General features: G+C 52.6%; 13 protein-coding genes. 2 read left to right on the top strand and 11 right to left on the bottom strand.

Features of this window, described 5'->3' with window-relative positions:
* Positions 1-26: 26 nt before the first annotated feature.
* From GCU45_RS31635 to GCU45_RS31610, 6 genes are all read right to left on the bottom strand, one after another.
* Positions 27-701 (bottom strand): GntR family transcriptional regulator, encoded by a 675-nt coding sequence (locus GCU45_RS31635; RefSeq protein ID WP_152403960.1) that lies wholly within the window; start codon positions 699-701, stop codon positions 27-29.
* 107 nt (positions 702-808) lie between these two features.
* A complete protein-coding gene (locus GCU45_RS31630; protein WP_244364764.1) occupies positions 809-1,615 on the bottom strand; it encodes a Nif3-like dinuclear metal center hexameric protein in 807 nt (268 codons plus the stop codon).
* 157 nt (positions 1,616-1,772) lie between these two features.
* Complete coding sequence (locus GCU45_RS31625) at positions 1,773-3,404, bottom strand: ABC transporter substrate-binding protein (RefSeq protein WP_152403956.1); 1,632 nt, start codon at positions 3,402-3,404, stop codon at positions 1,773-1,775.
* Between the two features lie 82 nt (positions 3,405-3,486).
* Entirely contained in the window at positions 3,487-4,359 is an 873-nt protein-coding gene (locus GCU45_RS31620; RefSeq protein WP_089547061.1) for a carbohydrate ABC transporter permease, read from the bottom strand.
* 12 nt (positions 4,360-4,371) lie between these two features.
* Entirely contained in the window at positions 4,372-5,334 is a 963-nt protein-coding gene (locus GCU45_RS31615; protein ID WP_152403954.1) for an ABC transporter permease, read from the bottom strand.
* 521 nt (positions 5,335-5,855) lie between these two features.
* Positions 5,856-6,851: a BadF/BadG/BcrA/BcrD ATPase family protein gene (locus GCU45_RS31610; protein ID WP_152403952.1), complete on the bottom strand. Its 996-nt coding sequence runs from the start codon at positions 6,849-6,851 to the stop codon at positions 5,856-5,858.
* 353 nt (positions 6,852-7,204) lie between these two features.
* Between GCU45_RS31610 and GCU45_RS31605 the strand changes: the two genes are divergently transcribed.
* Positions 7,205-8,464 (top strand): CYP152 family fatty-acid peroxygenase CypC, encoded by a 1,260-nt coding sequence (locus tag GCU45_RS31605; RefSeq protein ID WP_152403950.1) that lies wholly within the window; start codon positions 7,205-7,207, stop codon positions 8,462-8,464.
* A 159-nt stretch (positions 8,465-8,623) separates the two neighbouring features.
* On the opposite strand, the gene GCU45_RS31600 is transcribed toward GCU45_RS31605, so the two are convergent.
* Positions 8,624-8,893 (bottom strand): YrhK family protein, encoded by a 270-nt coding sequence (locus GCU45_RS31600; protein ID WP_152403948.1) that lies wholly within the window; start codon positions 8,891-8,893, stop codon positions 8,624-8,626.
* Between the two features lie 328 nt (positions 8,894-9,221).
* Between GCU45_RS31600 and GCU45_RS31595 the strand changes: the two genes are divergently transcribed.
* The gene (locus tag GCU45_RS31595; RefSeq protein WP_152403946.1) at positions 9,222-10,958 is read left to right on the top strand and encodes an ABC transporter ATP-binding protein; all 1,737 of its coding nucleotides are present in this window, start codon (positions 9,222-9,224) and stop codon (positions 10,956-10,958) included.
* Between the two features lie 81 nt (positions 10,959-11,039).
* Here GCU45_RS31595 and GCU45_RS31590 read toward each other — a convergent pair whose 3' ends face one another.
* The 4 genes from GCU45_RS31590 to GCU45_RS31575 all read right to left on the bottom strand — a co-directional run bounded on the left by GCU45_RS31590 (position 11,040) and on the right by GCU45_RS31575 (position 14,668).
* Positions 11,040-11,303, bottom strand: coding sequence for an HPr family phosphocarrier protein (locus GCU45_RS31590; protein ID WP_145946118.1), 264 nt, complete (start codon positions 11,301-11,303; stop codon positions 11,040-11,042).
* A 3-nt stretch (positions 11,304-11,306) separates the two neighbouring features.
* Complete coding sequence (ptsP, locus tag GCU45_RS31585; RefSeq protein WP_152403945.1) at positions 11,307-13,031, bottom strand: phosphoenolpyruvate--protein phosphotransferase; 1,725 nt, start codon at positions 13,029-13,031, stop codon at positions 11,307-11,309.
* Positions 13,032-13,094: 63 nt separating this feature from the next.
* The gene (locus tag GCU45_RS31580; RefSeq protein ID WP_152403943.1) at positions 13,095-14,234 is read right to left on the bottom strand and encodes a mannitol-1-phosphate 5-dehydrogenase; all 1,140 of its coding nucleotides are present in this window, start codon (positions 14,232-14,234) and stop codon (positions 13,095-13,097) included.
* Complete coding sequence (locus GCU45_RS31575) at positions 14,231-14,668, bottom strand: PTS mannitol transporter subunit IIA (protein WP_076166532.1); 438 nt, start codon at positions 14,666-14,668, stop codon at positions 14,231-14,233. The genes GCU45_RS31580 and GCU45_RS31575 overlap by 4 nt, the downstream gene beginning before the upstream one ends.
* Between the last annotated feature and the right edge of the window lie 3 nt (positions 14,669-14,671).

Genomic DNA, 14,671 nt, shown 5'->3' with positions numbered 1-14,671 from the left:
GAGCTTCTCGTCCCTCCCGATGATCTTTATATAAAATAATGCGGATATTTCTCTTTTAAAAAGTCCTGCTCCACGACGACAAGGCGGAGATGCTGCTCCATCACCTTCATCGCGTGTTCTTTATCCTGCTGAATGATCAGCTGGTAAATTTCCTTATGTTGACGAATAATATTTTCCCAGTTGGAGTCTTTGGAGAGCCGGAGCAGCCGCAGCCTGTTAAAATGAATGTTCAGCTGCTGCAGCATTTTCCACGTCCGCTGTTTGCCGGTGGCGTCAAACAGGATCTGATGGTACTCTTCATCCAGCTCAAACAGCCTGTAGAAATTGTTCTGCCCGGCACAAACATCCTGCATGGCAATGTTCGCTTCAATCTTGAACCGAGCGTCTTTATCCAATTGGTCGCAGGCAAGCGCCACGATTTCTTTTTCCAGCTTCTCGCGGATAAACCGGCCTTCCTCCACATACTTCAGGTTAATGCGGGACACAATGGTGCCGCTCTGCGGGATGATGTCCAGCAGTTCTTCTTCCGCCAGCTTCATAAACGCTTCCCTGACGGGCGTTCTGCTGACGTTCAGCTCGTCCGCGATTTCCTTCTCCGAAATTTTGGTGCCGGGTTCGAGCTCCAAATGAAGAATTCTTTCCCTCAGCAGGTTATAGGAATAAGCCCTGGTGGAACCCTTGATTTTCTGCTCTGTCGACATTACGGTTACCTCTTTCTCCTTGCTTTCATTTCACAACACGCGAAGGTTGAAATGACTGCCAAACATTCTTTTTTTAAAATAATTTAGTCGGACAACACTGCGGGCACTTACAGGATTTCTATCATCGAACCGGTTGGTATAAAGTGGACCGGAAGTCCGGGAAATCTGCCGGCAAGCCGTTCGCTGATCAGCTTCATCCCCGGTTCCTCGCTGGCTGCATGACCCAGCATCAACAGCGCTTTGGCTCGTCCCTGCGCGGTTGCATCCCTGACATATTCGGGCGTTTCCCATTCCGGCCCTTCACCGATGATCATCAAATCCAGACGTTCTTGCTCGAATAACGGGATCGCGTGCTGTCCACCTCCCCTGTACCCGACAGCAACTCCGATTAGCCCGCAGACCGTTTCGGGATCGCCGACGGCACGCAGGTAGGGCAGATTCAGCTTCTGTTTTACATGCTCGGCGATGTCGGATAACCTACGGCTCTGCGGCAGCCGCACAACGGAAGCCGTTCCGAGATCCCGGTGCTCATCATCCTCCCATCCCAATGCTTCGATCAGTCCTGCCGTGATGATATCCGGCCGATAACTGTGCGGATGATCGTGAAACCGGTAAATGATCATATCATCCGATTCGATCAGCTTCCGCTTGGCCGCATGAACGGGATCTTCCGGAGCGAAACCCTGCTCTTCCTGATGACTGTAAAAAGTCCCTTCGTGCGTAACCAGCAGGTTCACCTCAAGCCGGATGGCCTCAAGGACAACATCATGGGAAGCGATGAAAGCGACCCCGATTCCGCGGACCTCCGCTTCGGGAGTTCCGGCGATGATCCGGTCGATCCGGGATTGCAAATCCCCCGCGGGTTCCGTTAAATACGTTACAACCTCCTGAGCGGTAACACGCAAACCATTCACTCCTTCGGACCATGAAAAGCATGGATGTTCGTTGTGGATGTCATGCTAATACGGCATAACGCCCGGCGAGTTGAAAACAGGCTGCCATTTCGCTGGCGAAACGGCAACCCGATTCGTGTAACTTCAGATAAGTTCGTGTTTATGACGACTTACCGACTTACTTCTTCTCTTTATAAGCTTTATAAGTCTTGTTGGCAAGCTTAACATAATTATCCAGACCCTGGCCCTTGAGCTCGTTCACGAATGCGTCGAACTGGGACAACGGTCGCTCGCCGAGGATAAATTTGAGCGTGTTTTGATCCGAGTAGTCTTTCAGCGGCGTGCTCAGCAGGGTCGCCTGCTCGCGGTCTTCCACGGAATAAGGGATCGGCGGCTCGGCCGGTATGACGGTTTTCGTCTTTTTCATATCTTCCTGGAACTTCTTCTCTTCGTCGCTGAACATCGATTGCAGCAGCTCCGTTGTACCGCCGTAGGCGAACACCCCTCCGGAGAAGCCATAATCGATACGCAGATCCTTCGTTCCTTTCGGGTTCAGGCCGTTATAGTTGATATCGTCGACCAGCTTCCGGACGCCGTTCTCTTTGGTATACGTTACCCCTTCAACACCCCACTTGGCAAACTCTTCGCCTTCGTCGCTGTAGTAGAGCCAGTCAATGAACTGGAGAATCGCCTTAAAGTTCGGGTTTTCCTTGGCTTTGGCCAGAATCATCACGCCGTTCTCCAGACGGGAGCCGGACATCAGCTGACCTGCAGGTCCTCCTGGCACCGTAATTTTGGCGATGGAGAATTTGCCCTCTCCGAGCGATTTGTTCATGTCCGTACGATGCAGCACGACGGTCTGGGAGTTGCCGTTGATCACAAACGATTTACCGGATACGAACTTCTGAGTCGCCTGATCGTCCGTTTGCGTAAAGCTTTCTTTGTCCAGCAGGCCTTCGGATACAAGCTTGTTGAAATACGTCAGCATATTTTTGTATTCCGGCGTCGTGGACGTGTACACGAACTCGTCCTTGTCCGCTTTGTAAGTGAGACCGTTGCCGAATCCCCAGCCGCCCTTCGTTCCGAATCCGGTCGCCGCGATGCTCAGCGTACTGTTAAACTGGAACCGGTCGGAGAACGGAATCGAGTCCGGATAAATTTCCTTCAGCTTCTTGAGAGCGGTATACAGCTCATCCCAGGTCGCAGGAATCGGAATGTTGTTCTTCTCAAAAATGTCGGTCCGCACGAGCAGCGTATAATCCGGCCATACCTCTTCATGCAGGCCAGGGAGTACATAGTATTTACCGTCCTCCTGCCGGAGTCCGTCCAGCTCCTCTTCCATGCCCCATTTTTCGATTTTATCCTTAAAATTCGGCATCATATCAATGTAATCGCTTACCGGCAGAATCGCACCGGATGACACAAAGGAAGCTTCTTCCCCGGGATACGTTTTCGGAATGATCAGCGGAGCGTCTCCCGAGCTGATCAGCAGCGAGCGCTTCTGGCTGTAATCGCTCATCGGAACGATCGTTGGCTGAAGCGTGACGCCCGTTCTTTTCGTGATTTCCTGGAACAGCATCCAGTCCTTCTTGTAAGGGTAGGCCGGCTGGTCGCTGAAAAGAATCGGCAGGTTAAACGGCTCGGTTGCCTTGAAAGAAACGTTAACGCCGTAATTTTCCATCGCACCTTTGGATTGGTCCTTGGCTTCCCCGCCGCTGCCGCCAAGATTGTTGCTGCAGGCAGCCACGGACAGGCTCATCACTGCGGCCATCAGCGTCATTCCCCATTTTTTACGAGAACGCTTGAACATTTGTTTACTCCCCCCATGAATGAATATCGGAACTGCAAAGAAGTGTAAAGCTATGAAATGAATGCGGCGATCCGGACCGGATTTATCCTTTCACGGAACCCAGCATAACACCCGATACAAAGTACTTTTGGACAAAAGGGTAAATCAGCAGAATTGGCAGAATAGTCAGAACCATCGTGACCGATTTAATGTTCGCAGAGATTTGGGTCAGATTATCCGCTGACGTCGCCCCCGCGGAGGCGCCACCTGTTGCCCCGGCAATGAGGTTCCGCAAGTATACGGTGACCGGGAACAGTTCCTTCTGGTCCATGTACAGGAAAGCGGAAAACCATGAGTTCCAATGTCCCACCGCATAGAACAGCATCATGGTGGCCATGATCGCCTTACTGAGCGGAAGAATAATGCGGAACAGAATCCCGTACGTATTCAAACCGTCGATCGAAGCCGCTTCTTCCAGCTCCTCCGGCATGTTCTCGAAAAATGATTTCATGATCAGCATGTTGTAGATGCTGATGGCACCCGGAACGACGATCGCCCAAATCGAATTGGCAAAGCCAAGACTGTTTATGAGCACATAGTTCGGGATCAGCCCGCCGTTAAAGAACATGGTGAACACCGCGAACATCGTCAAAAATTTGCGTCCCATCAGCCTTTTCTTGGACAAGGCGTAGGCAAAGATCGTCGTCATGAACATCGAAATGGCCGTTCCGACCACCGTATACACGACGGTGTTTTTGTAGTTCGTCCAGAACATCGCGTCCTTGGCCACCGTCCGGTACGTGTCGATATTGAAGCCTCTCGGAATCAGGTTGACCTTCCCCGCATTGATATAAGCCTCGCTGCTGAAGGACTGGGCGAGCACGTTAATGAAAGGAAATACCGTAATGAAGACAATCAGCAGCAAAATGATCGTGTTGACGACTTTGAACACTTTATAAGAAGCGGAATCTTTCACTTGAGGACCTCCTTACCATAGGCTTCTTTCCGTTACTTTTCTGGAAATCGCATTGACTGAGAACACCAGAATGAGCCCGATGATCGATTCGAACAATCCGATGGCCGTGGCGTAGCTGAAGCTGCTGGATTGAAGACCGACCCGGAACAAATATGTAGAAATGACGTCGGAAGTTTCGTAGATGACCGGATTGTACAGCAGCAGTATTTTTTCAAAACCGATCGCCAGGAAGCTGCCCATGTTCAGGATCAGCAGAGTGACGATGGTCGGCAGAATGCCGGGAATCGTTACATGCAGCGTCTGCTTCCAGCGGTTGGCGCCGTCAATTTTGGCTGCTTCGTACAGCGACTCGTCGATCGTCGTCAGTGCGGCCAGATACAGAATCGCTCCCCAACCCATGCCCTGCCACACTTCGGAGGTGACGTATATCGCCCGGAACCACTCGGCCCGCTGCATGAAGTTAATGCCGTCCCCGCCGAAGAAACGAATGAGTGCATTGATGGAGCCGCTCGCCGAAGTCATCTGCAGAATCATGCCGGCCACGATGACAATGGACAGAAAGTGTGGCATGTACGAGGCGGTTTGAACAAATTTCTTGAACTTCTTGTTCTTCACTTCATTAAGCAGTAACGCAAAGATAATCGGAATCGGGAACGTGAACAGCAGGGTCAACGCGCCGAGAATCAGCGTGTTCGTAAATACCTTCCAGAAGGTGGGATCCTGGATAAACATCCGGAAGTAGTGAAGCCCTACCCATTTCTCTCCATAAATGCTCCCGCCGGGAACAAAACGACGGAAAGCGATGACGTTGCCGATCATCGGCCCGTATTTGAAAATGAGCAGGTAAATGATCGGTAATACCAAGAGCGAATACAACTGCCAGTCTTTGCGTAGAAGCCTTCCTACAGAACGCTGCTTCTGTTTTTTGACGGCTCTCTCCTGGGGCAAGACGGGGCTTGCGGCCTTCGTTTCCATTCTTCAGATCACTCCAATCCGCGCAGAACATGTCGCTGTTATTTGTGCACTTCTCGTACCAATCCGTCTGATGTCTCGCGCAACCATTTCACATATGAACATTCATCCCGGTCCGGGCAGACGGATAAACCGCTTACAATTCGTGTGGCTCAAGTGCGGTCGTCGAACCCTGAAAAAGACCTCCCCTTTCTTAAAGCGCTTACAAATAACCCTCAAAAAACTCAAGACATCTGTTCTCCAAAGCTTTTTTGAACCTAGAAACACAATAGACCGGAATAAAAATGGTGAGGCAGTTCAGAAGACAATTGGAATACTAGTATAACTAGTATGGTAGTTGAGTTGTTTTTATTGTAATGGACCTTTTCCTGGATTTCAATATTTTTCTTTCGAGAACTTTAAAAAAAGTTGCATTGCCAGGCAGACACAAAAAACAAAGCCCGCTGTCGCAGACTTTGTTGCGTTAATGTATTCTTATGGCTCCTTATTTGGTATGGAAACAAGAATCGTTTCCTCCGAATCCATTAGATTGGGGCTTTCATCCATGTGCCAGCTGAGCTGCTCAACCTCTCAAGGACATCGTCCGTAACCGGAAGTCCCAGCTGCTCCATTGCATACAAGAACGAGCCTACAACGGGAGGAAAATGCGGATCCATCAAACGGAATGGTCTTCCCGGATCATCTGTGGAGATACGCTTAAGCTTTCCCTGAAAATAAGTGCTGTTCGCCACGCTCCCGATGCACGCAACCCGCAGCGTTTCGGCCTGAAAATGCCGTCCGAGCAAGCGGATGCCGACCACGATCTGGTGAATGGACCGGTCGCAAACCGCTTGGGCTAATGAACTGCCTGCCGCTGCCGCCTCTGTAACATAAGGAGCAAAGGCTCCAAATACCCGGTCCCTTTCGCGGCGGTCATCATGGAAACCGTTCCTGCCCAGGAGTGCAAGTTCCCCAAGGTCGGCTGCATTCCAATGCGAGAGCATATCATGAACCAGACGCCCGTCAGTATCGCCCGTATGTCCGGCAATGGCTTCATAAACGGCGTCATAGGCCAGAAACCTGGCTGCGCTTGCAGCATAGTGATGATAGTCGTAATTACGTATGTATTCCCCTTCTTCATTGATACCGAAAATAATTGAGCCTGTACCGGAAATCACCACGACGCCTGGCTTTGCCATCAATGCACCATAATGGGCGGCGACCGCATCGTTTACGTGCCACTTGGGGCATGTTATTTCCGGTAAATGGGTCAGTTCCTTCACCCACTCTAAATCCTGATCCCGGTCGTAACCGGCGATGCCTGCGGCCATGCCGCAAATTTCCCCAGGAGAACACCCCGCGACGGAAAGGGCTTTGCGGATCGCCGTCTTGACATTATCCGTTGCCTGGTTATCCCGATGCTGCGATGCCGCTTTCTGATCCTCGATGTACGCAGCGATGTTTCCTTCCGGACTTGCAATGATCACTCTGGTATTGGAGCCCCCTCCGTCGATACCCATAATCAGTTTCCTTCCAGCCATAAAATCCCCTGCCCCCTTATCTCTACCATCCAATCACTAACCCGAGAAGAACTCCCGCCTTCATGGAAGTTATTTACTAGTTAGGTTTAATTCGACAAAGTTCTCTACATATCCTCCTCCAAAAACCCCCTCAAAACGACCCAGGATTCCGGAACATTCAGTGTTCCTTGACCGCTTCCTCCAAAGCAGCTTGGTTTGCGGTCGCCTGTTATCCTACGGAGAGAATGGGAATACTTTGATTCGTACCCCTGTTTATCCAGATCCTTCTCATGTCCATGCCGGGTACGATCAATCGAGTACAGTTCGGGTATGTATATATGATGCGGTTTATTTTGTAAAAGGAGGTTGCACTCATGTTGGAAGGAAACAGACCGATGCCGGCAGAAGAAGGCTTGGATCATAGTTTAGCTTTTCTTAAAGAAGGCTATTTGTACATCACGAACCGAACCCTCGGATTTCAATCGGATGTATTCGAGACGCGTTTGCTTGGCGAACGGGCCATTTGCATGCGCGGGGAAGAAGCCGCCAGGCTGTTTTATGACGAGGACAAATTTATCCGGTTCGGTGCGGCACCCAAACGCGTGATCAAAACGCTGTTCGGTGAAAACGGGGTTCAAACGCTGGACGGCGAAGCCCATCGCCACCGGAAAGCGATGTTCATGTCCCTCATGTCCGACGACGCGATGCAGCGTATACGGGAGCTGACCCGAAAATATTGGGAGATTGCAGCGAAAAACTTTGAAACGCGGAAAGAAGTCGAGATTTACGAGGAAGCCAAGGAATTGTTATGCCGGGTTGCCTGCGAATGGGCTGGAGTTCCGCTTGAGCCGGAAGAAGTACGAGAGAAAACGGGCTGGTTCGGCGCCTTGTTCGAATCTCCCGCCTCCATTGGAATCACCTATATGAAAGGCCGGAACGCCAGAACCAAGGCGGAGTCCTGGGTCAGCGGCCTGATTGAAGACGTGCGCGCCAACCGTTTCACAGCGCCGGAACATTCGGCACTGGCCGTGATCTCTTTTTACCGGGATCTGAATGGCCAGCTGCTCGACTTAAAAACTGCCGCCATGGAAATGCTGAATATTATTCGCCCGATCGTCGCCGTTTCCATTTATATCGCCTTTACCGCACTTGCCGTCATTCAGCAGCATGAAGAGCGGGAAAAGCTGGCCGGATCGGATGAGGTGCGGCTTGGCCACTTTATCCAGGAGGTCCGCCGTTTCTATCCTTTCTTCCCCGTGACGGCGGCACGGGTGGCAGAGGATTTTGTCTGGAAAGGTTATCGATTTGAGCAAGGGACGTTAACCATGCTGGACCTGTACGGCACCAATCACCACCCGGACCTGTGGGACAAGCCGGAGAAGTTTATGCCGGACCGTTTTCATCATTGGAGAGGTTCCCCTTTCCGGTTTATTCCTCAAGGCGGAGGCGATCATGATACAGGGCACCGGTGCGCCGGCGAATGGCTAACCCTGGAAATCATGAAGGAGAGCCTCGACTTCCTGGCCAACCGGATGAGCTATGACGTGCCACAGCAGGATTTAAGCTACAGCTTCAGCGATATTCCGTCGCTGCCTCACAGCAACATTGTCATTCAGAACGTCCGAAGTGTTTAGATATGAGTTGGCACAAGATCAATAACCCACACGTTCCCTGGACAGAGAAAAAGCCGCAGCAATGCGGCTTTTTCTCTTGCATCTGAATGATCATTATCGGGGTCCATGCCAAAGGACCTGGATTCACATGGCAGCCAGACCTCTTTTTTGCGTAATGACTTAGCGCTGTTTCCAATCGATTTTGCCCAGAATGCGCAGCACGCTGCGGACAAGCATTTGGAAGCTGCCCATGACGAACAGCCACACGCCCGCCGTTTGCATCGACTCCTGAAAAAATAGCATGCTGCCACTGATGTAGCACAGCGAAATGATGATGTCGCTCGCGATCCGCAGAACCTTGCCGGGTTCATGGACCACAAGCCGGTGGTGCCGGAACTTGACCACCCAATGCCAATGATGTTCATCCGTCTTAAGCTGCTCAAACTCCATGAGATGATGCCGGATAATAAATCAGCTCCTTCCGTAACACAAAGAGGACTGCCTGCACAGGAGCCCGCATCTTTTTATAAGAAAGTGCGTTTTATTTCATTACCCGCCCCATCCTTCATGAATCAATCCCATGAGCCGTTAATAAAACGTACCCACATCGCAGTAATTTTTAGATATAGGCAAATTTTACTCCTAAATGGAAATCTGTTCGGATATGATGAAAGTAATTCTTATGGAAAGGGTGTTTTCTATGAAAAAAACCGCCGTCTTACCTACAAACGGGAGGGCGACTATACTTTAACCCTCCTGCATTACGGGAGGAATCCAATTGAATTCCAGAATTAAAAAATTCATTTCCTACTATAGACCCTACAAGGGACTGTTTGCCGCCGATATGGCATGCGCTTTTATTTTGTCGGCGATTACGCTTGTTCTTCCGCTCGGCGTCCGCTACATTACCTCCGAGCTGCTTGACGGTGCTCATTCTGACGCGCTGTCCCAAATCTATGCCGTCGGTGCGGGGATGCTCGCATTGGTCATTCTCCATATTGCCTGCGAGGTGTTCGTGGACTACAAAGGCCACATGATGGGCGCGATGATGGAAGGCGACATGCGAAGCGAACTGTTCGAGCATTTGCAGAAGCTTTCGTTCCGTTTTTACGACGAACAAAAAACCGGCCAGCTGATGACCCGGACCACAAACGATATTTTATCCCTTGCCGAGCTGTACCATCACGGACCGGAGGACCTGCTCATCTCGATCTTGAAATTTACCGGTGCGTTTATCATTTTGATCGCGATCGACGTTAAGCTGACCTTGATCGTCTTTCTGTTTTTGCCGGTGATGGCTGCGTACGCGTTTTATTTTAACCGGAAAATGAATGCGGCTCTGCGAATCAGCCGGGACCGGATCGGGGACATCAATGAGCAGGTGGAAGACTCCCTCGCCGGAATTCGTGTGGTCAAATCGTTTACGAACGAGCACGTGGAGATCCGCAAATTCGCCCGGGCCAATGCCCGCTTTCTCCAGAGCCGGAGCGACGGGTACAAGAGCGAAGCCATTTTCTCTGGCGGAATGATCGGCTTTACACAGCTGATTACCGTCGCCGTTATCGTCTTCGGCGGTGCCGCTATCCTCCACTCGTCGATGCAGCTTCCGGACTTGCTGACCTTCTTTTTATGCATTGGCATTCTGATCGAGCCCATTCAGCGGATGGTGAATTTCGCAAGGCTGTATCAGGAAGGTATGACGGGGTTTGACCGGTTCATGGAGATTTTGGAGGTAGAGCCGGATATCTGCGACGCGCCAGGTGCGGCAGAGCTCGGCCATGCCGAAGGCAAGGTGGAATTCCGGCAGGTCTCCTTCAAGTATAAAGACGATCACCGGGAAGTGCTGACCGACCTGTCTCTTACCATCGAAGCCGGCGAATACGTAGCCATCGTCGGTCCGTCCGGCGTCGGGAAAACGACGCTGTGCTCCTTGATCCCCCGGTTTTATGAAGTCAGCAAAGGAACCATTCTTCTGGATGGCAAAGACATCCGCGGATTGACTTTGCGCTCCCTCCGGCGGAACATTGGCATCGTCCAGCAGGATATCTATTTATTTGCCGGCACAGTTATGGATAATATCCGTTACGGCAACGTGGAGGCGACCCACGAGGAAGTCATCGAGGCGGCGAAAAAGGCCCATGCCCATGATTTCATTATGGGGCTGCCGGACGGCTATGATACCGACATCGGCCAGCGCGGAATCAAGTTATCCGGCGGTCAGAAGCAGCGGCTCAGCATTGCACGCGTGTTTCTCAAAAATCCGCCCGTGATCATCTTTGACGAAGCCACCAGTTCCCTTGACAATGACAGCGAGCTGGCAGTACAGTCGTCGCTGGAGAAGCTGTCCGACAACCGTACGACGTTGGTGATCGCCCACCGGCTGTCTACGGTCCGGAATGCACAGCGGATCATCGTGTTGACCGATGACGAGATTGCGGAACAGGGAACGCATGAAGAGCTTTTGGCACTGGGCGGCACCTATGCGCATTTATATAACATGCAGCTTAAGTTGTGACCGGCTGCTCCCCTACAAAAAAACCATCCAGCCCAATAGGGATTTCTCCCTGAGGCTCTGGATGGTTTTTGCTGCTTCAGACTACTCTTCGTAAATTTTGGTGAGCATTTGGCCCAACTCCTGCAGCGCCTGCTCTTCCTGCTCACCGTCGGCTTCCAGCCGGATTTCATCGCCGGCGGCAATGCCCAGGGTCAACAGCCCGAGGGAGCTTTTGCCGTTGGCTTTTTTCTCGCCTTTGAACAGCGTAACTTTACAAGGAAACGTATTTGCCTTCTCTACGAACAGTTTCGAAGGGCGGGCATGAAACCCTTGCGGGTGGATGACGGTAAAAGTTTGGGTTACCATAGCTTATGCTTCACTCCTTAGTTGTTGGTTGACAAAATCAAGCACCTCTTGCTGGGAGCTCATGCCGATCGCCTGCTCGGCCAAGCCTGCCCATTCCTCTCTGGACAAGCGGGAAATCAGTTCTCTGGCCGGGAGTACGGACGAGGCGCTCATGCTGAATTCGTACAGTCCGAGGCCGAGAAGAAGCGGAATCGCTGCCGAATCTCCGGCCATTTCACCGCACATGCCGGCCCATTTGCCGTGGCGGTTAGCTGCCTGGATCACAAGCTGCACCAGACGGAGAATCGACGGATGATGAGGCTGATACAGATAGGCAACCGATTCGTTCATCCGGTCCGCCGCCATCGTGTACTGAATCAGGTCGTTCGTGCCTATGCTGAAAAAGTCCACTTCCTTCGCCAACACATCGGCGGCGATCGCTGCAGCGGGAATTTCGATCATAATGCCGACTTCAAGCGAATCGGACACCTTTGTGCCCTCCTGCTCGAGCTTGGCACGTTCTTCCGCCAGAATCCGCTTCGCCTCACGAAGCTCGCCCAGGACGGCGATCATCGGGAACATAATGGCTAGCTTGCCGTGCATGCTGGCCCGAAGCAGCGCCCGAAGCTGGGTGCGGAACAAATCCTCCTTATCCAGGCATAAACGGATGGCCCGCTGGCCCAGAAACGGATTCATCTCTTTCGGCAGCTGCAGGTAAGGCAGCTCTTTATCGCCGCCGATATCCAGCGTACGGATGACGACGCGCTTGCCGTTCATTTTCTCCAATACATGCTTGTATACGGAATACTGCTCTTCTTCGGAAGGGAACGAGCTGCGTCCCATATACAGAAATTCGGTACGGAACAAGCCAATGCCGTCCGCCCCGTTCGCCAGCACCTTCTCCAGATCGTCAATGCCACCGATATTGCTGGCCAGCTCCACCTGAACGCCGTCAGCGGTGACCGACGGTCGGTCCACGTAGCTGCGCATGCGGGTCTTATACTCCTCATACTCGGCCTTACGAGCGGAATATTCGCGGAGCTGCTCATCCGACGGATTGACGATGACCTGCCCGGCCGTTGCATCAAGTATGACCATATCCCCCGTCCGAATCGCAGAAGCATCCGCTCCGGTCCCGACGACGGCAGCCAGCTCCAGGGAGCGGGCCATGATGGCGGAATGCGACGTCCGGCTTCCGATCTCCGTGACGAAGCCCCGGACGAATTCCAGATTTAACTGGGCCGTATCCGATGGGGTCAAGTCTTTGGCAATCAGAATCGTTTCGGCGCTCAGCTCGGACAGCGCGCTGTGCTCCCGTCCCTCCAGCTTGCTGATGACCCGTCCCGTGATATCCTTAACGTCCGCCGCGCGTTCCCGCAGCATCTCGTTATCCATGGACTGCAGCGCTTCGATGATGCTGGAAGCCACTTCGTACAGGGCATATTCCGCGTTGACGCCTTCGTTCTCAATCTGGTCCAGCGTCGTGTCGATCAGGTCCGGGTCGTCCAATAGAAACAGGTGAGCTTCGAAAATCTCGGCCTTCTGCGGTCCAAGCCGCTCCAGCGTCGTTTCCCGGATCCGGTCGATATCAGCCTTGGCCGCATCCACCGCGCTGCGAAGACGCTGTTTCTCGGCGGCAGGATCGTCGACCTTTCTCTGCTGCGGGATGGACTCCTCCGCTTCCAGCCGGTATGCTTTGGCAATGGCGATGCCCGGTGATGCGGGCACGCCGGTCAGCAGTTGGCTCATGGGCCATACCTCCTTATTTTACGTTGGAATTCGTCTATCGTGAACATGCTAGTTTTCGATCGATTATTGATGATTGTAGGCCTTCAACACTTCCTCGGTCAGCATATGGTCTGGATCAAGACCGCTTACTTCGGCAAAAGCCTGGCGGGCGCCTTGATCCGCGATCAGGCTCTGCAGCTTGACGGCCTCCGGATCTTCTGCGAAGTCGAATTTAAGAGCCAGCGCCATGACCTCGGTCAAATGCTCGAAGGAACCGCCCTGCTCCCAGGCACGAAGCGCCGGCCGGACCAAGCGGTCATCCGGAGACAGCTTACGGATCGGCGACCGGCCGACCCGGACAACCTCGTCGCTCAAATACGGATTGCGGAAGCGGTCCATGATCGTGCGGATATAGTTCTCATGCTCCGCAGGATCAAAGCCGTAAGCACGCACGAGCATGCTTCCCGTTTCCTGAAGCGCACCGGTAACCAGCCCGGCGACTTCCTCGTCCTTCATCGCTTCCTGGATGGTCGCATATCCTTTCCGGTATCCGGCATAAGCCGCGCTGCAGTGACCGGTATTTACTGTGAAAAGCTTGCGCTCAATATACGGAATCAAGTCGTCAACGTAATGAACCCCTTGGATTTCCTGGGAGCCGGAGAACATTTGGGATCGATTGATCACCCATTCGTAGAACGGCTCCACCGTGACAGCTAGCGGATCCTCATGATGCTGCAGCGGCACGATACGGTCTACCGCAGAATCCGGGAAGGCTGCAAAAGAAGCCGCTTTTTGCTGCTCTTCGAGCGACAAATGGCCCATGACATGTTCTTTCAGCTGCGTGCTGGCGCCGATGGCGTTCTCGCAGGCAATAACATGCAGCGGAGCAGCTCCGAGCTCCATCCGAAGCTTCAAACCAGCTGCAATCCCCGGCGCGATATGTTTCAGAATGTTCACTCCCACAGCCGTCGTGACCAGATCGGCGGAAGCCACTGCTTCTGCAACCGCTGCGGGATCCCGTCCGTCAATGGCGTTAACGCCCTCTACCGGGATTTGCTTCCCGCTCTCGTCGGCAATGGTGACCGTGTAAGAACCGCGCTGCTGGATCGTTTGCACTAACGACTCGTTCACATCGGAAAATACGACCTCGTAACCCGACTGCGACAGCAGCAAGCCGATAAATCCCCTTCCGATATTTCCTGCGCCGAAATGTAGAGCCTTCATTCTTCCATCCCGCTTTCAAAGATACTCAAAATTTCCTCGGCGGTCTTCGCCGTACGGATGCCTTCCATGCTGTCCTCATCCGAGCAAACCATGGCGACGCTGGTCAGAATGTCCATATGCTCACCGTTTTGGGCGGCAATCCCGACGACGAGCACCGCCGGCTCATCCCCGCCAAAATCGACACCATCCGGAATTTGCAGCACGGCCAGTCCGGTCGACTTGATCATTCCTTTGGCTTCGTTGGTCCCATGGGGAATGGCCAGGCCTGCGCCCATATAAGTGGACAAGGCGTTTTCGCGTTCAATCATCTTATCGACATATTCCTGTTCCACATGTCCAGCATCAACCAGCATTTGTCCGGCAAGGCGAATGGCCTCATACTTGTCGGATACTTTAACGTTCACTCGAATTTGATCTGCGGATAAAATACTCATGAT

This window comes from Paenibacillus cellulositrophicus, assembly GCF_009363095.1.
In the GTDB taxonomy this organism is placed as follows: Bacteria; Bacillota; Bacilli; order Paenibacillales; family Paenibacillaceae; genus Paenibacillus_AQ; species Paenibacillus_AQ favisporus.
This window is presented reverse-complemented; position numbering and strand designations above follow the sequence as displayed.